Below are 12,586 nucleotides of genomic sequence, written 5' to 3'. Positions count from 1 at the left end.
CGTGTACGTTGTGCTGTTTCACGTGAATCACTTGCCTATGCAAAATTCCGAAAAGATCACGTCCAGCAGGTTCTCTACATCCACGCGACCCGTGACTCGTCCCAACGCCTGCCCCGCGAGGCGAAGATGTTCTGCCTGTATATCGAGACCCCCGGCATGCCCAGCCAACGCGGCCTCGATATGGCCGCGTGCCGTGGCCAGATTGTCCGCATGGCGTTGGCGGGTTGGCAGCGCGAGCGCGCTACCTCGATCGAGATCCGGGAGATGGGCACCCACATGGTCCAGGAGATTTGCCATGCCTTCACCCGTCCGCACGGAGATCATAACATCGGCCTCCGGTTGCGGCCAGGAGGCACCCCGCATATCCGCCTTGGTTCGGACCCGGACAACCGGACCATCATAGTCCGGCAGGAAGCCGGCCCAGTCCGGATTGTCGGTCGCAGACAGCAGGAGCACCAGGTGGGCCTCTGCCAGCGACCGGTGGGTACGCCGAATTCCCTCCCGTTCAACGATATCGTCGGTTTCACGCAGGCCGGCCGTATCATAGAGCCGAACGGCAAAACCGTCGAGATCGAGATCGACATGCAGAACGTCGCGCGTCGTTCCGGGGATTTCAGTGACGATGGCGACCTCCCTCCGGGCAAGATGGTTCAGCAGGCTCGATTTGCCGGCGTTCGGCGGCCCGGCGATCACCACCTTGAGACCATCCCGGACGATCTCCCCCGCCCGTGCGCCGGAAAGATGGTTAAGGATATCTTGCTCAAGGCCGCGCATATCCTGCCAGATCGTATCCGCCACGGAACCTGGAACGTCGTCCTCGTCGGCGAAATCCAGTTCGGCCTCGATCATCGCACGCGCATGCGTCAGTCGTTTCGCCCACGAATCGTAAAGCCTCGACAGGCCGCCGGACGATTGCTCGGCCGCCAGACGACGCTGCATCTCGGTTTCGGCGACGATCAGGTCGGCAAGTCCCTCGACCTCCACCAGGTCCATGCGGCCATTCAGGAAGGCCCGCCGGGAGAATTCGCCGGCTTCCGCCGCGCGTAATCCCTCCATGTCGGCCAGTTCTGCCAGAACGGCCCGCACCGTGGCCCGGCCACCGTGGATCTGAAGTTCGGCGCAGTCTTCTCCCGTAAATGAATTCGGCCCGGGAAAGAGCAGGACGAGGCCTTCGTCGAGCTTCTCACCGTTCCGTTTTCGAATCGTTTGGAGCGACGCACGGCGCGGCGCCGGCTGAACGCCACACAGCGTGCGAACCACTTGCGCGCTGCCCGGCCCGCTCAGCCTTATCACCGCCACGCCGGAGGGGAGGCCGCCGCTCGACAGGGCAAAGATCGTATCCGTGGAACGCATGACCTTATTATTCCGGGTGCGAATCGAAGAATCCGTTTCGGAAAAGAACTGATTCCGTTCGTCTCAAACGAAAATGGCCCCGCCTCGCGGCGGGACCATGGTGTTCGGCACGGCGGCGCGCGCCGCTCAGGTGTTCATCGAATCGAAGAAGTCGCCGTTGTTCTTCGTCTGCTTCAGCTTGTCGATGAGGAATTCGATCGCATCCGTGGTGCCCATCGGGGCGAGGATGCGGCGCAGCACGAAGATCTTCTGAAGGTCCTGGCGCGGCACGAGGAGGTCTTCCTTGCGCGTGCCGGACTTGAGGATATCCATGGCCGGGAAGATACGCTTGTCCGCCACCTTGCGATCCAGCACGATTTCCGAGTTGCCGGTGCCCTTGAACTCTTCGAAGATCACTTCGTCCATACGGCTGCCGGTATCGATCAGCGCGGTCGCGATGATCGTCAGCGATCCGCCTTCCTCGATGTTGCGCGCCGCACCGAAGAAGCGCTTCGGGCGCTGCAGGGCGTTCGCGTCGACACCGCCGGTCAGGACCTTGCCCGAAGACGGAACGACGGTGTTGTAGGCGCGGCCAAGGCGGGTGATCGAATCGAGCAGGATGACGACGTCGCGGCCGTGTTCGACGAGGCGCTTGGCCTTCTCGATGACCATTTCGGCGACCTGGACGTGGCGCGTCGCCGGCTCGTCGAAGGTCGAGGACACGACCTCGCCGCGCACCGAACGCTGCATGTCGGTCACTTCCTCCGGACGCTCGTCGATCAGGAGCACGATGAGATAACATTCCGGATGGTTGGCGGTGATGGAATGGGCGATGTTCTGCAGGAGAACCGTCTTACCCGTGCGCGGGGGGGCGACGATGAGGCCGCGCTGGCCCTTGCCGAGCGGCGCGACGAGATCGATGACGCGCGGGGAGAGATCCTTCGAGGTCGGGATCTCCAGCTCCATCTTGAAGCGCTCGTTCGGATAGAGCGGCGTCAGGTTGTCGAAATGGACCTTGTGACGGATCTTTTCCGGGTCGTCGAAATTGATCGTGTTGACCTTGAGCAGCGCGAAATAGCGTTCGCCTTCCTTCGGGCCGCGGATCGGGCCTTCCACCGTATCACCGGTCTTCAGCGAGAAGCGGCGGATCTGCGAGGGCGAAATGTAGATGTCGTCGGGGCCTGGCAGGTAGTTCGCATTGGCCGAACGCAGGAAGCCGAAACCGTCCTGCAGCACTTCCACGACGCCCTCGCCGATGATTTCCACATCCTGCGAGGCCAGCATCTTCAGGATGGCAAACATCAATTCCTGCTTGCGCATCGTGCTCGCGTTCTCGACCTCGAGCGATTCGGCAAAGGCAAGGAGGTCGGTCGGAGTCTTGTTCTTGAGGTCTTGTAGCTTCATTTCGGCCATGAATGGTCCATGCTGCGTGTCATCGGGATGGGAAAAGGCGTGCGGGTCAAGGCCGAACTGCGGGGGAACGGGTGCAGCTCAATGAACGAATACACATGCCACGAAAGATGAGATGCGCGGAAAATAGCGGTTCCCGCGCTGGCCCGCAAGGGGGCATCGGAATTTCATCCGTTTTGTCGCACACGGCTCAGAACGGCTTGACGACGACCATGATGACGACGAGGACCATCAGCAGCGCCGGCGCCTCGTTCCAGATGCGCCATTGGCGGCCCGTCCTGGTGTTGCGATCCTCGGCAAATGCCTTCACGGCGCGGCCGTAGAACTGGTGCACACCCGACAGAAGGACCACGAAGAAAAGCTTGGCATGCAGCCAGCCGCCTTCGAAACCGTAGACCGACCAGGCGAGATAGAGGCCGAGCAGCCAGGAAAGGCCCATAGCCGGCTGCATGATCACCCGGTAGAGCCGCTGTTCCATGACCTTGAACAGTTCGGCCTCCGCCGAGCCGGGCGGGGCATCCGTGTGGTAGACGAAAAGCCGCGGCAGGTAGAGCAGCCCCGCCATCCAGGAGATGACGGCGATGATGTGCAGCGCCTTGATCCAGAGGTAGAGATCCTCAGGCGGATGGAGCACGAGAAGAAGGGCGAGCAGCGCGAAGACGGCGAGCGCCACCGTGGCGCGCAGCCGCGCCCGGCGCCCGGCGCGCTCGCCCGCCTGTTTCTCGCTCACCGCGCCTCTCCGCGCACGCGCGCCACGAGCCGCGCAACGGTGTCCGGATCGGCCTGCGGCGTGATGCCGTGGCCGAGATTGAAGATCAGCGGCCCGTTGCCGAGCGCCTGCAGGATGGCGTCGATGCCTTCGTCGAGCGCCGCGCCACCGGCAACCACCCGCATCGGATCGAGATTTCCCTGGACGGGACCCTCCTTCTGCAGATCGGCCGCGAAGGAAAGCGGCACGGACCAATCGAGGCCGATCGCATCGGCCCCGGTCTGCTGCCGGTAGGTTTTCAGCAGCAGGCCCGCGCCCTTGGCGAAGGCGATGATCTTCGCCTGCGGGCGGCGAGCCTTCACCGAGGCGATGATCCTTCTCACCGGGCGCACCGCGAAATCGGCAAATTCCCGCTCGCCGAGCACGCCGGCCCAGGAATCGAAGATCTGCACCGCATCGGCGCCGGCATCGATCTGCGCGACGAGGTAATCGGCCGAAAGGTCGGCGAGAAGGTCGAGGAGGTGCGAGAAGGCGCGCGGTTCCCGGTAGGCGAAGAGGCGCGCGGGGGCCTGGTCGGGCGTTCCATGGCCGGCGATCATATAGGTCGCAACGGTCCAGGGCGCGCCGCAGAAGCCGAGCAGCGCGGTTTCCTCCGGCAGGACACCGCGGATACGGCCGACGGCCTCTATGACCGGCTTGAGATGCTCTGCCACCCCATCCCCCTCCAGGGCGAGGATGCCGTCGGCGTCGATCGGATCGAGGCGCGGCCCATGGCCTTCCTCGAAGCGGACATTGCGCTTCAAGGCATCAGGGACCACGAGGATATCGGAAAACAGGATCGCCGCGTCGAAGCCGTAGCGGCGGATCGGCTGGAGCGTCACTTCCGTCGCCAGTTCCGGCGAATAACAGAGATCGAGGAAACTTCCCGCCGCCGCGCGCGTCTGCCGGTACTCCGGCAAGTATCGTCCGGCCTGACGCATCAGCCAGAGGGGAGGGGGGGAGACCGTTTTCCCATTGAGGACTTCGACGATCTTCCGGCTTTTAGCAGACACCGCGGGGTTCTCCTAATCATTAAATAATCTCTTTGAAAAGGTTTCTATTTCTTAGAGTCGGTGACTATCAAGGATTAAATCCTCTCCACAGGGATCCGGTCCTGCCGCCGACGGACGGGAAAAGACGAAATGTGCCGGGAGATCTTCGGCGTGAATTGAGGAAAGCCGGAATCGTCTTTTTGAATCAAGGTGATTCCTGGTGGCCGGCAAAAAGGCTTCCTGTGGATGGCCTGTGAAGAAACGCGACACTTTGCCATGTCATGAGTCTTATCCACATGCCCGGTGAATCGCTTTCCGTTCTCCCGCCAATTGTGGATAAAATGCCGGTTATCCCCTTGCCTCCGCACCCCTGCCGTTCTTAGCTCCATGCTCTCCCGGTTCATCAACAGGGGGCGGAGGATATTGTGGAAAGCAGCAAAAACTACTTCCATCTGCACCTGATATCGGACTCGACGGGTGAGACGCTGATCGCGGCGGGGCGGGCGGCGGCGGCGCAGTTCCAGTCGTCGCAGGCGCTGGAGCATGTCTATCCGCTGATCCGCAACCGCAAGCAGCTCATGCCGGTGCTCGACGCCATCGACGGCGCACCGGGCATCGTGCTCTATACGATCGTCGACCGGGAGCTCTCGCAGATCATCGACCAGCGCTGCCGGGAGATGGGCGTGCCGTGCGTCTCCGTGCTCGAACCGGTCATCGATCTCTTCCAGTCCTATCTCGGCGCCCCTTCGCGCCGGCGGGTGGGCGCGCAGCATGTGATGAACGCGGATTATTTCGCGCGCATCGACGCGCTGAACTTCACGATGGACCACGACGACGGGCAATTGCCGGCCGATCTCGATGAGGCCGACGTCATCCTCGTCGGCATCAGCCGCACATCCAAGACGCCGACGAGCATCTATCTCGCCAATCGCGGCATCAAGACCGCCAACGTGCCGATCGTGCTCGGCGTGCCCCTGCCGGATCGGCTGTCGGCGGCCGCTAAGCCGCTGATCGTCGGGCTGATCGCCACGACGGATCGCATCGCCCAGGTGCGGCAGAACCGCGTGCTCGGCCAGACGCAGGATTTTCGTGGCGATGACTATATCGACCGGGCGCAGATTTCCGAGGAGCTGAAATATGCCCGCGCCATCTGCGCGCGCAACAACTGGCCGATCATCGACGTCACCCGGCGCTCTATCGAGGAAACGGCCGCCGCCATCGTTGCTCTTCGCCCGAAGCTTCGCTAACCCGGAGCACGAACGGAGATAGTCATGACACCGCTGATCCTTGCCTCGCAAAGTCCCTTCCGCCGCATGCTCATGGAGGATGCCGGCCTTGCCTTCGAAACCGAGGCGGCCGCCATCGATGAGCGCGCGGTCGAGGCGGCGCTTGCCGTCCACGATCCGACGCCGGAGGCGATCGCCGCGGCCCTGGCGGTCGAAAAGGCGCTGGATGTCGCCCGACGGCGTCCCGGCGCCCTCGTCATCGGCTCGGACCAGACGCTCTCCCTGGACGGGCGGGTGTTCCACAAGCCGGCCGACATGGCGGAAGCCAGGACCCATCTTCAGGCCATGTCCGGCCGTACCCATTCCCTGAACTGCGGCATCGCCCTCGTGCGGGACGGGGAAACGGTGTGGCGCCATGTCTCCGTCGCGCATCTGACGATGCGGCCGCTCTCGCATGCCTTCCTCGACCGTCACCTCGCGCGGGTCGGCACGCGGGTGCTGGCAAGCGTCGGCGCCTATCAGCTCGAGGGCGAGGGGGTGCAGCTCTTCGAGCGGATCGACGGGGACTACTTCACCATTCTCGGCCTGCCGCTTCTTCCTTTGCTGGCTAAGCTTCGCGATCTCGGTGCCATCGATGCATGATTCACGTGAAACATCCGTTCGCCACGCCTTCGTGACGGGCTACCCGGTCAAGCATTCGCGCTCGCCGCTGATCCATGGCCATTGGCTGGAAAGGCTGGGATTACAGGGATCCTATACGCGGCAGGAGGTTTCCCCGGAAAAGTTCGCCGGCTTCATTTCGAGATTGAAGAGCGGTGAATCCGGCTTCGTCGGCGGCAATGTCACCATCCCGCACAAGGAGACGGCCTTCGCGCTCGCCGACCGTCCGGACGCGCTGAGCGAAGAACTCGGTGCTGCGAACACGCTCTGGCTGGAAGACGGCCGGCTGCATGCGACCAATACGGACGGCTTCGGCTTCCTCGCCAATCTCGATGCCGCGGCCCCGGGCTGGGACAGGACGGACCGGGCTGTCGTCCTCGGGGCGGGCGGCGCCAGCCGGGCGATCATCCAAGCGGTGCGCGACCGTGGCGTCTCGGAAATCCACGTCGTCAACCGCACCGTCGGACGGGCGCAGGAGCTCGCCGACCGGTTCGGGCCGAAGGTCCACGCCCATGCCATGTCGGCCCTGGCGGAGGTGTCGACGGGCGCGGGGCTATTCGTCAACACGACCTCGCTCGGCATGGATGGCGGGGCGGCGCCGGATTTCGATTTCTCGATGCTGGCCGAGGGCGCGGTGGTGACCGACATCGTCTATGTGCCGCTGGTGACGCCTATCCTGCGCCAGGCGGTCGAGCAGGGCTTTGCCACGGTGGACGGCCTCGGCATGCTGCTGCACCAGGCGGTGCCGGGTTTCGAAAGATGGTTCGGGGTGCGGCCGGCTGTCGATGCGGCGTTGCGCCAAATGATCCTCGCCGACATGGAGGCGCATCGATGATCGTGCTCGGCCTCACCGGATCGATCGGGACGGGCAAGTCGACGACCGCGGCGATGTTCCGCGATCTCGGCGTGCCTGTGCACGATGCGGATGCGACGGTGCACGATCTCTACCGCAGCGACGCCGTCGCGCCGGTCGCCGAACAGTTTCCCGAAGCGCTCCGGGACGGGACCATCGACCGCAAGGCACTGTCGGCGGCGCTCGCCCGCTCGCCCGATCGCTTTGCCGCCCTGGAGGCGATCATCCATCCGCTGGTGCGGGCACGGGAAAAGGCCTTCCTCGATGCGGAGCGGGATCGCGGCGCGCCGCTCGTCCTGCTCGATATCCCGCTCCTCTACGAGACGGGGGCCGAGGCGCGGGTGGACAAGGTGGTCGTCGTCACCTGCGCGCCGGAGATACAAAGGCAGCGCGTGCTCGCCCGCCCCGGCATGACGGAGGAAAAATTCAAGCTCATCCTGTCGCGCCAGATGCCCGATGCGGAAAAGCGCCGGCGCGCCGATTTCATCATCGATACGGGCAGGGGGCTTGATGCGGCGCGCGAACAGGTGGAAGAGTTCGTCGAACGTTTGAAGGGACGGGAAGGCTGATGCGCGAAATCATCTTCGATACGGAAACGACGGGCCTCGACAACAAGCTCGACCGCGTCATCGAGATCGGCGGCGTGGAACTGGAGAACCATTTTCCGACCGGCCGCACGCTGCACCTCTTCATCAGCCCGGGCGAGCGCAAGGTGCATCCCGATGCACTTGCCATCCACGGCATCACGGACGAGTTCCTGAAGGACAAGCCGCCCTTCGCCGATCTGGCGCAAGAGATCCTCGACTTCTTCGGCGAGGCCCGCTGGGTGGCGCACAATGCCAACTTCGACATGGGCTTCATCAATGCCGAGTTCGAGCGTGTCGGCCTGCCGCCCATCCTGCAGGAAAGGGTGACGGACACGCTGGCGCTGGCGCGCCGCAAGCATCCGATGGGCCCGAACTCGCTCGATGCGCTCTGCCGGCGCTACGGTATCGACAATTCGCACCGCACGAAGCACGGCGCCCTGCTCGACTCCGAGCTTCTGGCCGAAGTCTATATCGAGATGATCGGCGGCCGGCAGGCGGCGCTGGGGCTCGGCATGGCCGAGAGCGGCCGCCGGACGCTGGTCGAGGCGGAGGACGATGTCGTCCTGCCCATCGGCGTCAGGCCGAAGCCGCTCGCGCCCCGCCTCACCGATGAGGAGCGCGCCGCCCATGCCGTCATGGTAGAGAAGATGGGCGACAAGGCGATCTGGGCGAAATACGGCGATTGAAACCGGCCCGCTATTCAGAAGGCAAAAGAAAACGCCCGGTCACTTTGTGGCCGGGCGTTTTCGTTGAATACCGGTATTCGCCTCAGTTGGCGTTGACCTTGGCCTTGACCTGTTCTTCGGCCATGCGCTGGGTGAACATCTGGGCGAAGTCGATCGGGTCGATCATCAGCGGTGGGAAGCCGCCGTTGCGCGTCGCGTCGGAGATGATCTGGCGGGCGAAGGGGAAGAGCAGGCGCGGGCACTCGATGAAGAGGACCGGCAGCATGTGCTCCTGCGGGAAGCCCGTGATGCGGAAGACGCCGCCATAGGCGAGCTCGGCGTTGAAGAGCATCTTGTCGCCCTCCTTGGCTTCCGCGTTCAGCGAAAGGATGACGTCGAAGTCCGTGTCGGAAAGCGGGTTGGCATTGACGTTGACGCTGATGTTGATCGCCGGCGCCTTGTCGCGGGCCTGCAGCGACCGCGGCGCACCCGGGTTCTCGAAGGAGAAGTCCTTCACATACTGCGCCAGGATGTTGAGCGAAGGGCTCGCGGCGTTGTTCTCGGTTACTGCGTCGGTCATGGAAACATCCTCGGGGACTCTGGAAAGTCAGGCCATCTAGCATTTCAGCCCCGGGCTTACAACCCGCCGTCAGGATCGGCCGTCGCGATGGAAGTCGCTTTCGTCGAGGTCGATCGTGCGCTGCGGGCCGGTGCGGGGATCGGTCTGCGGCCCGTTGGCGGGCTGCGCGCCGCCGATATCGACGACCACGACATTGCGCATCAGCCGGGCCCAGAGAAACGAGCGGACCGGGGGAAGAAACAGGGCGATGCCGACGATATCGGTGAGGAAGCCGGGAATGAGCAGGAGGATGCCGGCAATCATGATCATGGCCGCATCGAGCATTTCCTTGCCCGGCGTGCGGCCCTGCAGGCCCGACTGGCGCAGCCGCGCGAGCACGCCGAAGCCCTGGATGCGCATCAGCACGACGCCCGCGACGGCGGAAAGCACGACCAGCGACAAGGTGGCGAAGAGGCCGATGTGCCGCCCGACAAGAATGAAGCAGGCGATTTCCGCCAGCGGTAGCACGAGAATGAAGAGGGGAATGAGACGTCGAAGCATGGCCTTGACTGTCGCATAGATTCGCGCGGGCCGATACTGCCGGTGCCGTTTGGCCGCATTCACGTCATCGCCATTTGAATGATCGGGTTTTGCGGACTATATGGGGAAGGAACAAGAAAAACGAAAACGGCTGCGGATCGATAATGGGCTCATTCGACTTTGTAACGATTTTTTTCCTGGTGGCTGCGGTGGTCATCTTCCTGCAGTTGCGCAGCGTGCTCGGCCGGCGCACCGGCAGCGAGCGCCCGCCCTTCGATCCCTATTCCAAGCGCGAGACCGCTTCCGAGGCTGATTCGGCCGATCGCGGCAAGGTGGTCACGCTGCCGCGGCGCGACGGGACGGACGGGGAGGAAAATCCCTATGCATCCGTCGACAGCTTTGCCGCGCCGGGCACGCCGCTCAACGAGCAGCTTCGCCAGCTCGTCAAGGTCGATCCCTCCTTCAACCCGAAGGAATTCGTCAACGGCGCGCGCATGGCCTATGAAATGGTCGTCGTCGCCTTTGCCGACGGCGACCGCAAGGCGCTGAAGAACCTCCTGTCGCGCGAGGTCTATGAAGGCTTCGACGCGGCCATCTCGGAACGCGAGAGCAAGGGCGAGGTCGTCCGCTCCAGCTTCGTCGGCATCGAGAAGGCCGATATCGTCAGCGCCGAGGCCAAGGACAGCGAGGCGAATGTGACGCTGCGCATCGTCAGCCAGCTGATCTCGGCCACCTATGACAAGGCCGGCACGCTGGTCGAGGGCGACGCGGAAACGGTGGCCGAGGTCAACGACCTGTGGACCTTTGCCCGCGATACCCGCTCGCGCGACCCGAACTGGAAGCTGATCGCCACCGAATCGGAAGGCTGAGCGAGGCAGGCCAATGGACTATCGCCTGGTTCCGGCCCGGTTTTCGGCGCTCCCCGGCTGGAACGAGGATGATCCGACAGCGCTTCTTTCGGCCATGGCCCGCTGTCGCGATCACATCCGCACCGTAAAACCCTACAGGACAGGCTCGCTCGGCATTACCGCCGGCGAGCTTTTGACGTTGCTGGACGCGGCAGAAGAGGAGAAGCCGGAGGGGCCTGCCGCGGTGCGCGCCTTCTTCGAGGCGCAGTGCGTGCCGTTCCTCATCGAGAAGGGAGACGGTTCTTCCGGTTTCGTCACGGCCTTCTACGAGCCGGAGGTCGCCGTGCGGGCGGAACCGGACGCCGAGTACCGGTATCCATTCTACGCCCGGCCGCATGACCTGGTCGACATCGACGACACCAATCGCCCGGCCGGTTTCCCGCCGGGCTTTGCATTCGGACTCGGGACCGACGGCGGCATCGCCGAATATCCCGACCGCGGCGAGATCGAGCGCGGCTATCTTGCGGGCCGCGGGCTGGAGATCGCCTATGCCTGCGCGAAGGTGGATGTCTTCTTCGCCCATGTGCAGGGCGCGGCGCGGCTCGTCTATCCGGACGGGTCGGTCAAGCGAATCACCTATGCCGCCAAGAGCGGCCATCCCTTTTCCGCGATCGGCAAGCTGCTGATCGACCGTGGCGAGATCGATGCGGCGACCGTCTCCATGGCCTCGATCCGCGACTGGCTGGCACGGCACGAGGACCAGGTCGACGCCGTGCTCCGGCACAACCGCTCCTTCATCTTCTTCAAGGAGGCGGAGGTCGCGGATCTGTCGCTCGGGCCGATCGCCGCGGCGAAAGTGCCGCTCGTCGCCGGCCGCTCGCTGGCGGTCGACCGGCTGATCCACACCTTCGGCCTGCCCTTCTTCGTTTCGTGCGAGACCCTCACCCATATGGACGGCGGCAGGCCCTTCCGCCGCCTGATGCTGGCGCTCGATACCGGAACGGCGATCGTCGGCCCGGCGCGCGGCGATATCTTCACCGGTTCGGGCGATGCGGCGGGCGCGCTGGCGGGCCATGTGCGCAACGCGGCGACCTTCCATATCCTCGTGCCGAAGGCGGCGGCGGAGCGATACCTCCATGCCGAAGGATAAGACGCTTTCGAGCGAGGACCGTATCCTCTGGGGCAAGGTGGCGCGCAGCACGCGCGCCATGCCGGGCAAGCTCGACGCCCTGACGGAATTCGAGGAAGCCTTCGTGGAAAAGCCGGAGGCGGAAAGGAAGCCTGAGCCGGAACCCAGGAACAAGAAATCCGCCCCGCCCGCAGAGGGCATCGCGCTCACCATCGGCCGCGACAGGGAGACACGGCACCACCCGCTGGAGCGCCCGGTCAAGCGCAAGATCGCCAAGGGCCGCCTGGCGCTGGAAGCGCGCATCGACCTGCACGGCATGATCCAGAGCGAGGCACACGGTTTCCTGCTCGGCTTCCTCATCCGGGCGCATGAGCGGGGCCTGCGCCATGTGCTCGTCATCACCGGCAAGGGCACCTCGCTCGGCAGCGACGGCGCCTTGAAGCGGGCGGTGCCGTTGTGGTTCTCGCTGCCGGAGTTCCGGCCGCTGATCTCCTCCTATGAGCCGGCCGCGCGCAACCACGGCGGCGACGGGGCGCTCTATGTCCGGCTCGCCCGGCATCCGGGGGAAAAACGATGACGACACCCTTCGGCAAGGCCGTGCGGCACCTGCGCGATCGCAAGGGCGTCTCGCAGAAGGACATGGCGAGGGCGCTCGGCGTCAGCCCGGCCTATCTCTCGGCGCTGGAGAACGGCAAGCGCGGTACGCCGAGCTTCGATTTCCTCCAGCGCGTGGCGGGCTACTTCAACGTCATCTGGGACGAGGCCGAGGAACTGTTCCGCATCGCCCGGATTTCCGATCCGCGCGTCGTGGTCGATACGTCGGGCCTGCCCCCGGAATACACCGCCTTCGCCAACCGGCTTTCGGCGGAAATCCGTGACCTGCCGCCCGAGACAGTGCGCCGTCTTGCCGGTATTCTGGAAAAAGCATGCAATAACCGGGTAAAACCCGGCTGATCCCCGGAATTCTGCCGTGTTTGCCCCTCCCGGATTTGGAACTTCAGGGCACAATCCCTATATTCAAGGACTTGGAAAGCGGT

At 64.3% G+C, this 12,586-nt stretch carries 15 protein-coding genes; 9 read left to right on the top strand and 6 right to left on the bottom strand.

Annotation, left to right across the window (positions count from 1 at the left end; genetic code table 11):
* Positions 1–27: 27 nt before the first annotated feature.
* The 4 genes from mnmE to hemE form a co-directional block, all read right to left on the bottom strand.
* Positions 28–1,353, bottom strand: coding sequence for a tRNA uridine-5-carboxymethylaminomethyl(34) synthesis GTPase MnmE (gene mnmE, locus AB3G45_RS26275; protein WP_367833325.1), 1,326 nt, complete (start codon positions 1,351–1,353; stop codon positions 28–30).
* A 126-nt stretch (positions 1,354–1,479) separates the two neighbouring features.
* Positions 1,480–2,745: a transcription termination factor Rho gene (rho, locus tag AB3G45_RS26270; RefSeq protein ID WP_367833324.1), complete on the bottom strand. Its 1,266-nt coding sequence runs from the start codon at positions 2,743–2,745 to the stop codon at positions 1,480–1,482.
* Between the two features lie 187 nt (positions 2,746–2,932).
* On the bottom strand, positions 2,933–3,472 hold the full coding sequence (hemJ, locus tag AB3G45_RS26265; protein ID WP_367833323.1) for a protoporphyrinogen oxidase HemJ: 540 nt from the start codon (positions 3,470–3,472) through the stop codon (positions 2,933–2,935).
* Positions 3,469–4,503, bottom strand: coding sequence for a uroporphyrinogen decarboxylase (gene hemE, locus AB3G45_RS26260; RefSeq protein WP_367833322.1), 1,035 nt, complete (start codon positions 4,501–4,503; stop codon positions 3,469–3,471). Before hemE ends, hemJ begins: the two co-directional genes overlap by 4 nt.
* 404 nt (positions 4,504–4,907) lie before the next feature.
* On the opposite strand from hemE, the gene AB3G45_RS26255 reads away from it, so the two are divergent.
* Genes AB3G45_RS26255 through dnaQ form a run of 5 tightly spaced genes read left to right on the top strand, consistent with a single transcriptional unit; the run spans position 4,908 to position 8,494 of the window.
* Complete coding sequence (locus tag AB3G45_RS26255) at positions 4,908–5,729, top strand: pyruvate, water dikinase regulatory protein (protein ID WP_367833321.1); 822 nt, start codon at positions 4,908–4,910, stop codon at positions 5,727–5,729.
* 24 nt (positions 5,730–5,753) lie between these two features.
* The gene (locus AB3G45_RS26250) at positions 5,754–6,350 is read left to right on the top strand and encodes a Maf-like protein (RefSeq protein ID WP_367833320.1); all 597 of its coding nucleotides are present in this window, start codon (positions 5,754–5,756) and stop codon (positions 6,348–6,350) included.
* The gene (locus AB3G45_RS26245) at positions 6,343–7,203 is read left to right on the top strand and encodes a shikimate dehydrogenase (RefSeq protein WP_367833319.1); all 861 of its coding nucleotides are present in this window, start codon (positions 6,343–6,345) and stop codon (positions 7,201–7,203) included. Before AB3G45_RS26250 ends, AB3G45_RS26245 begins: the two co-directional genes overlap by 8 nt.
* Positions 7,200–7,790 (top strand): dephospho-CoA kinase, encoded by a 591-nt coding sequence (coaE, locus tag AB3G45_RS26240; protein WP_367833318.1) that lies wholly within the window; start codon positions 7,200–7,202, stop codon positions 7,788–7,790. The genes AB3G45_RS26245 and coaE overlap by 4 nt, the downstream gene beginning before the upstream one ends.
* The gene (gene dnaQ, locus AB3G45_RS26235; protein ID WP_367833317.1) at positions 7,790–8,494 is read left to right on the top strand and encodes a DNA polymerase III subunit epsilon; all 705 of its coding nucleotides are present in this window, start codon (positions 7,790–7,792) and stop codon (positions 8,492–8,494) included. Before coaE ends, dnaQ begins: the two co-directional genes overlap by 1 nt.
* An 82-nt stretch (positions 8,495–8,576) precedes the next feature.
* Here dnaQ and secB read toward each other — a convergent pair whose 3' ends face one another.
* The gene (gene secB / locus AB3G45_RS26230; RefSeq protein WP_367833316.1) at positions 8,577–9,053 is read right to left on the bottom strand and encodes a protein-export chaperone SecB; all 477 of its coding nucleotides are present in this window, start codon (positions 9,051–9,053) and stop codon (positions 8,577–8,579) included.
* A 69-nt stretch (positions 9,054–9,122) separates the two neighbouring features.
* A complete protein-coding gene (locus tag AB3G45_RS26225; RefSeq protein WP_367833315.1) occupies positions 9,123–9,593 on the bottom strand; it encodes an FxsA family protein in 471 nt (156 codons plus the stop codon).
* A 143-nt stretch (positions 9,594–9,736) separates the two neighbouring features.
* Between AB3G45_RS26225 and AB3G45_RS26220 the strand changes: the two genes are divergently transcribed.
* From AB3G45_RS26220 to AB3G45_RS26205, 4 genes are read left to right on the top strand one after another with little or no spacing between them, the layout of a single operon-like run.
* Positions 9,737–10,441 (top strand): Tim44/TimA family putative adaptor protein, encoded by a 705-nt coding sequence (locus AB3G45_RS26220; RefSeq protein ID WP_367833314.1) that lies wholly within the window; start codon positions 9,737–9,739, stop codon positions 10,439–10,441.
* 13 nt (positions 10,442–10,454) lie between these two features.
* Entirely contained in the window at positions 10,455–11,570 is a 1,116-nt protein-coding gene (locus AB3G45_RS26215; protein WP_367833313.1) for a murein transglycosylase A, read from the top strand.
* Entirely contained in the window at positions 11,557–12,126 is a 570-nt protein-coding gene (locus AB3G45_RS26210; RefSeq protein ID WP_367833312.1) for a Smr/MutS family protein, read from the top strand. The genes AB3G45_RS26215 and AB3G45_RS26210 overlap by 14 nt, the downstream gene beginning before the upstream one ends.
* On the top strand, positions 12,123–12,503 hold the full coding sequence (locus tag AB3G45_RS26205) for a helix-turn-helix domain-containing protein (protein ID WP_367833311.1): 381 nt from the start codon (positions 12,123–12,125) through the stop codon (positions 12,501–12,503). Before AB3G45_RS26210 ends, AB3G45_RS26205 begins: the two co-directional genes overlap by 4 nt.
* The last annotated feature ends 83 nt before the right edge of the window (positions 12,504–12,586 follow it).

This window comes from Shinella sp. S4-D37, from assembly GCF_040812195.1.
GTDB lineage: Bacteria > Pseudomonadota > Alphaproteobacteria > Rhizobiales > Rhizobiaceae > Shinella.
Note: the sequence above shows the minus strand (reverse complement) of the source record. Positions and strands in the feature narration are given on the sequence as shown.

Bases quoted from the DNA above. Each gene is read 5' to 3' on its own strand.
- mnmE (WP_367833325.1), bottom strand. From the start codon at position 1,353: ATGCGTTCCACGGATACGATCTTTGCCCTGTCGAGCGGCGGCCTCCCC.
- rho (WP_367833324.1), bottom strand. From the start codon at position 2,745: ATGGCCGAAATGAAGCTACAAGACCTCAAGAACAAGACTCCGACCGAC.
- AB3G45_RS26250 (WP_367833320.1), top strand. From the start codon at position 5,754: ATGACACCGCTGATCCTTGCCTCGCAAAGTCCCTTCCGCCGCATGCTC.
- AB3G45_RS26245 (WP_367833319.1), top strand. From the start codon at position 6,343: ATGCATGATTCACGTGAAACATCCGTTCGCCACGCCTTCGTGACGGGC.
- coaE (WP_367833318.1), top strand. From the start codon at position 7,200: ATGATCGTGCTCGGCCTCACCGGATCGATCGGGACGGGCAAGTCGACG.
- dnaQ (WP_367833317.1), top strand. From the start codon at position 7,790: ATGCGCGAAATCATCTTCGATACGGAAACGACGGGCCTCGACAACAAG.
- secB (WP_367833316.1), bottom strand. From the start codon at position 9,053: ATGACCGACGCAGTAACCGAGAACAACGCCGCGAGCCCTTCGCTCAAC.
- AB3G45_RS26225 (WP_367833315.1), bottom strand. From the start codon at position 9,593: ATGCTTCGACGTCTCATTCCCCTCTTCATTCTCGTGCTACCGCTGGCG.
- AB3G45_RS26220 (WP_367833314.1), top strand. From the start codon at position 9,737: ATGGGCTCATTCGACTTTGTAACGATTTTTTTCCTGGTGGCTGCGGTG.
- AB3G45_RS26215 (WP_367833313.1), top strand. From the start codon at position 10,455: ATGGACTATCGCCTGGTTCCGGCCCGGTTTTCGGCGCTCCCCGGCTGG.
- AB3G45_RS26210 (WP_367833312.1), top strand. From the start codon at position 11,557: ATGCCGAAGGATAAGACGCTTTCGAGCGAGGACCGTATCCTCTGGGGC.
- AB3G45_RS26205 (WP_367833311.1), top strand. From the start codon at position 12,123: ATGACGACACCCTTCGGCAAGGCCGTGCGGCACCTGCGCGATCGCAAG.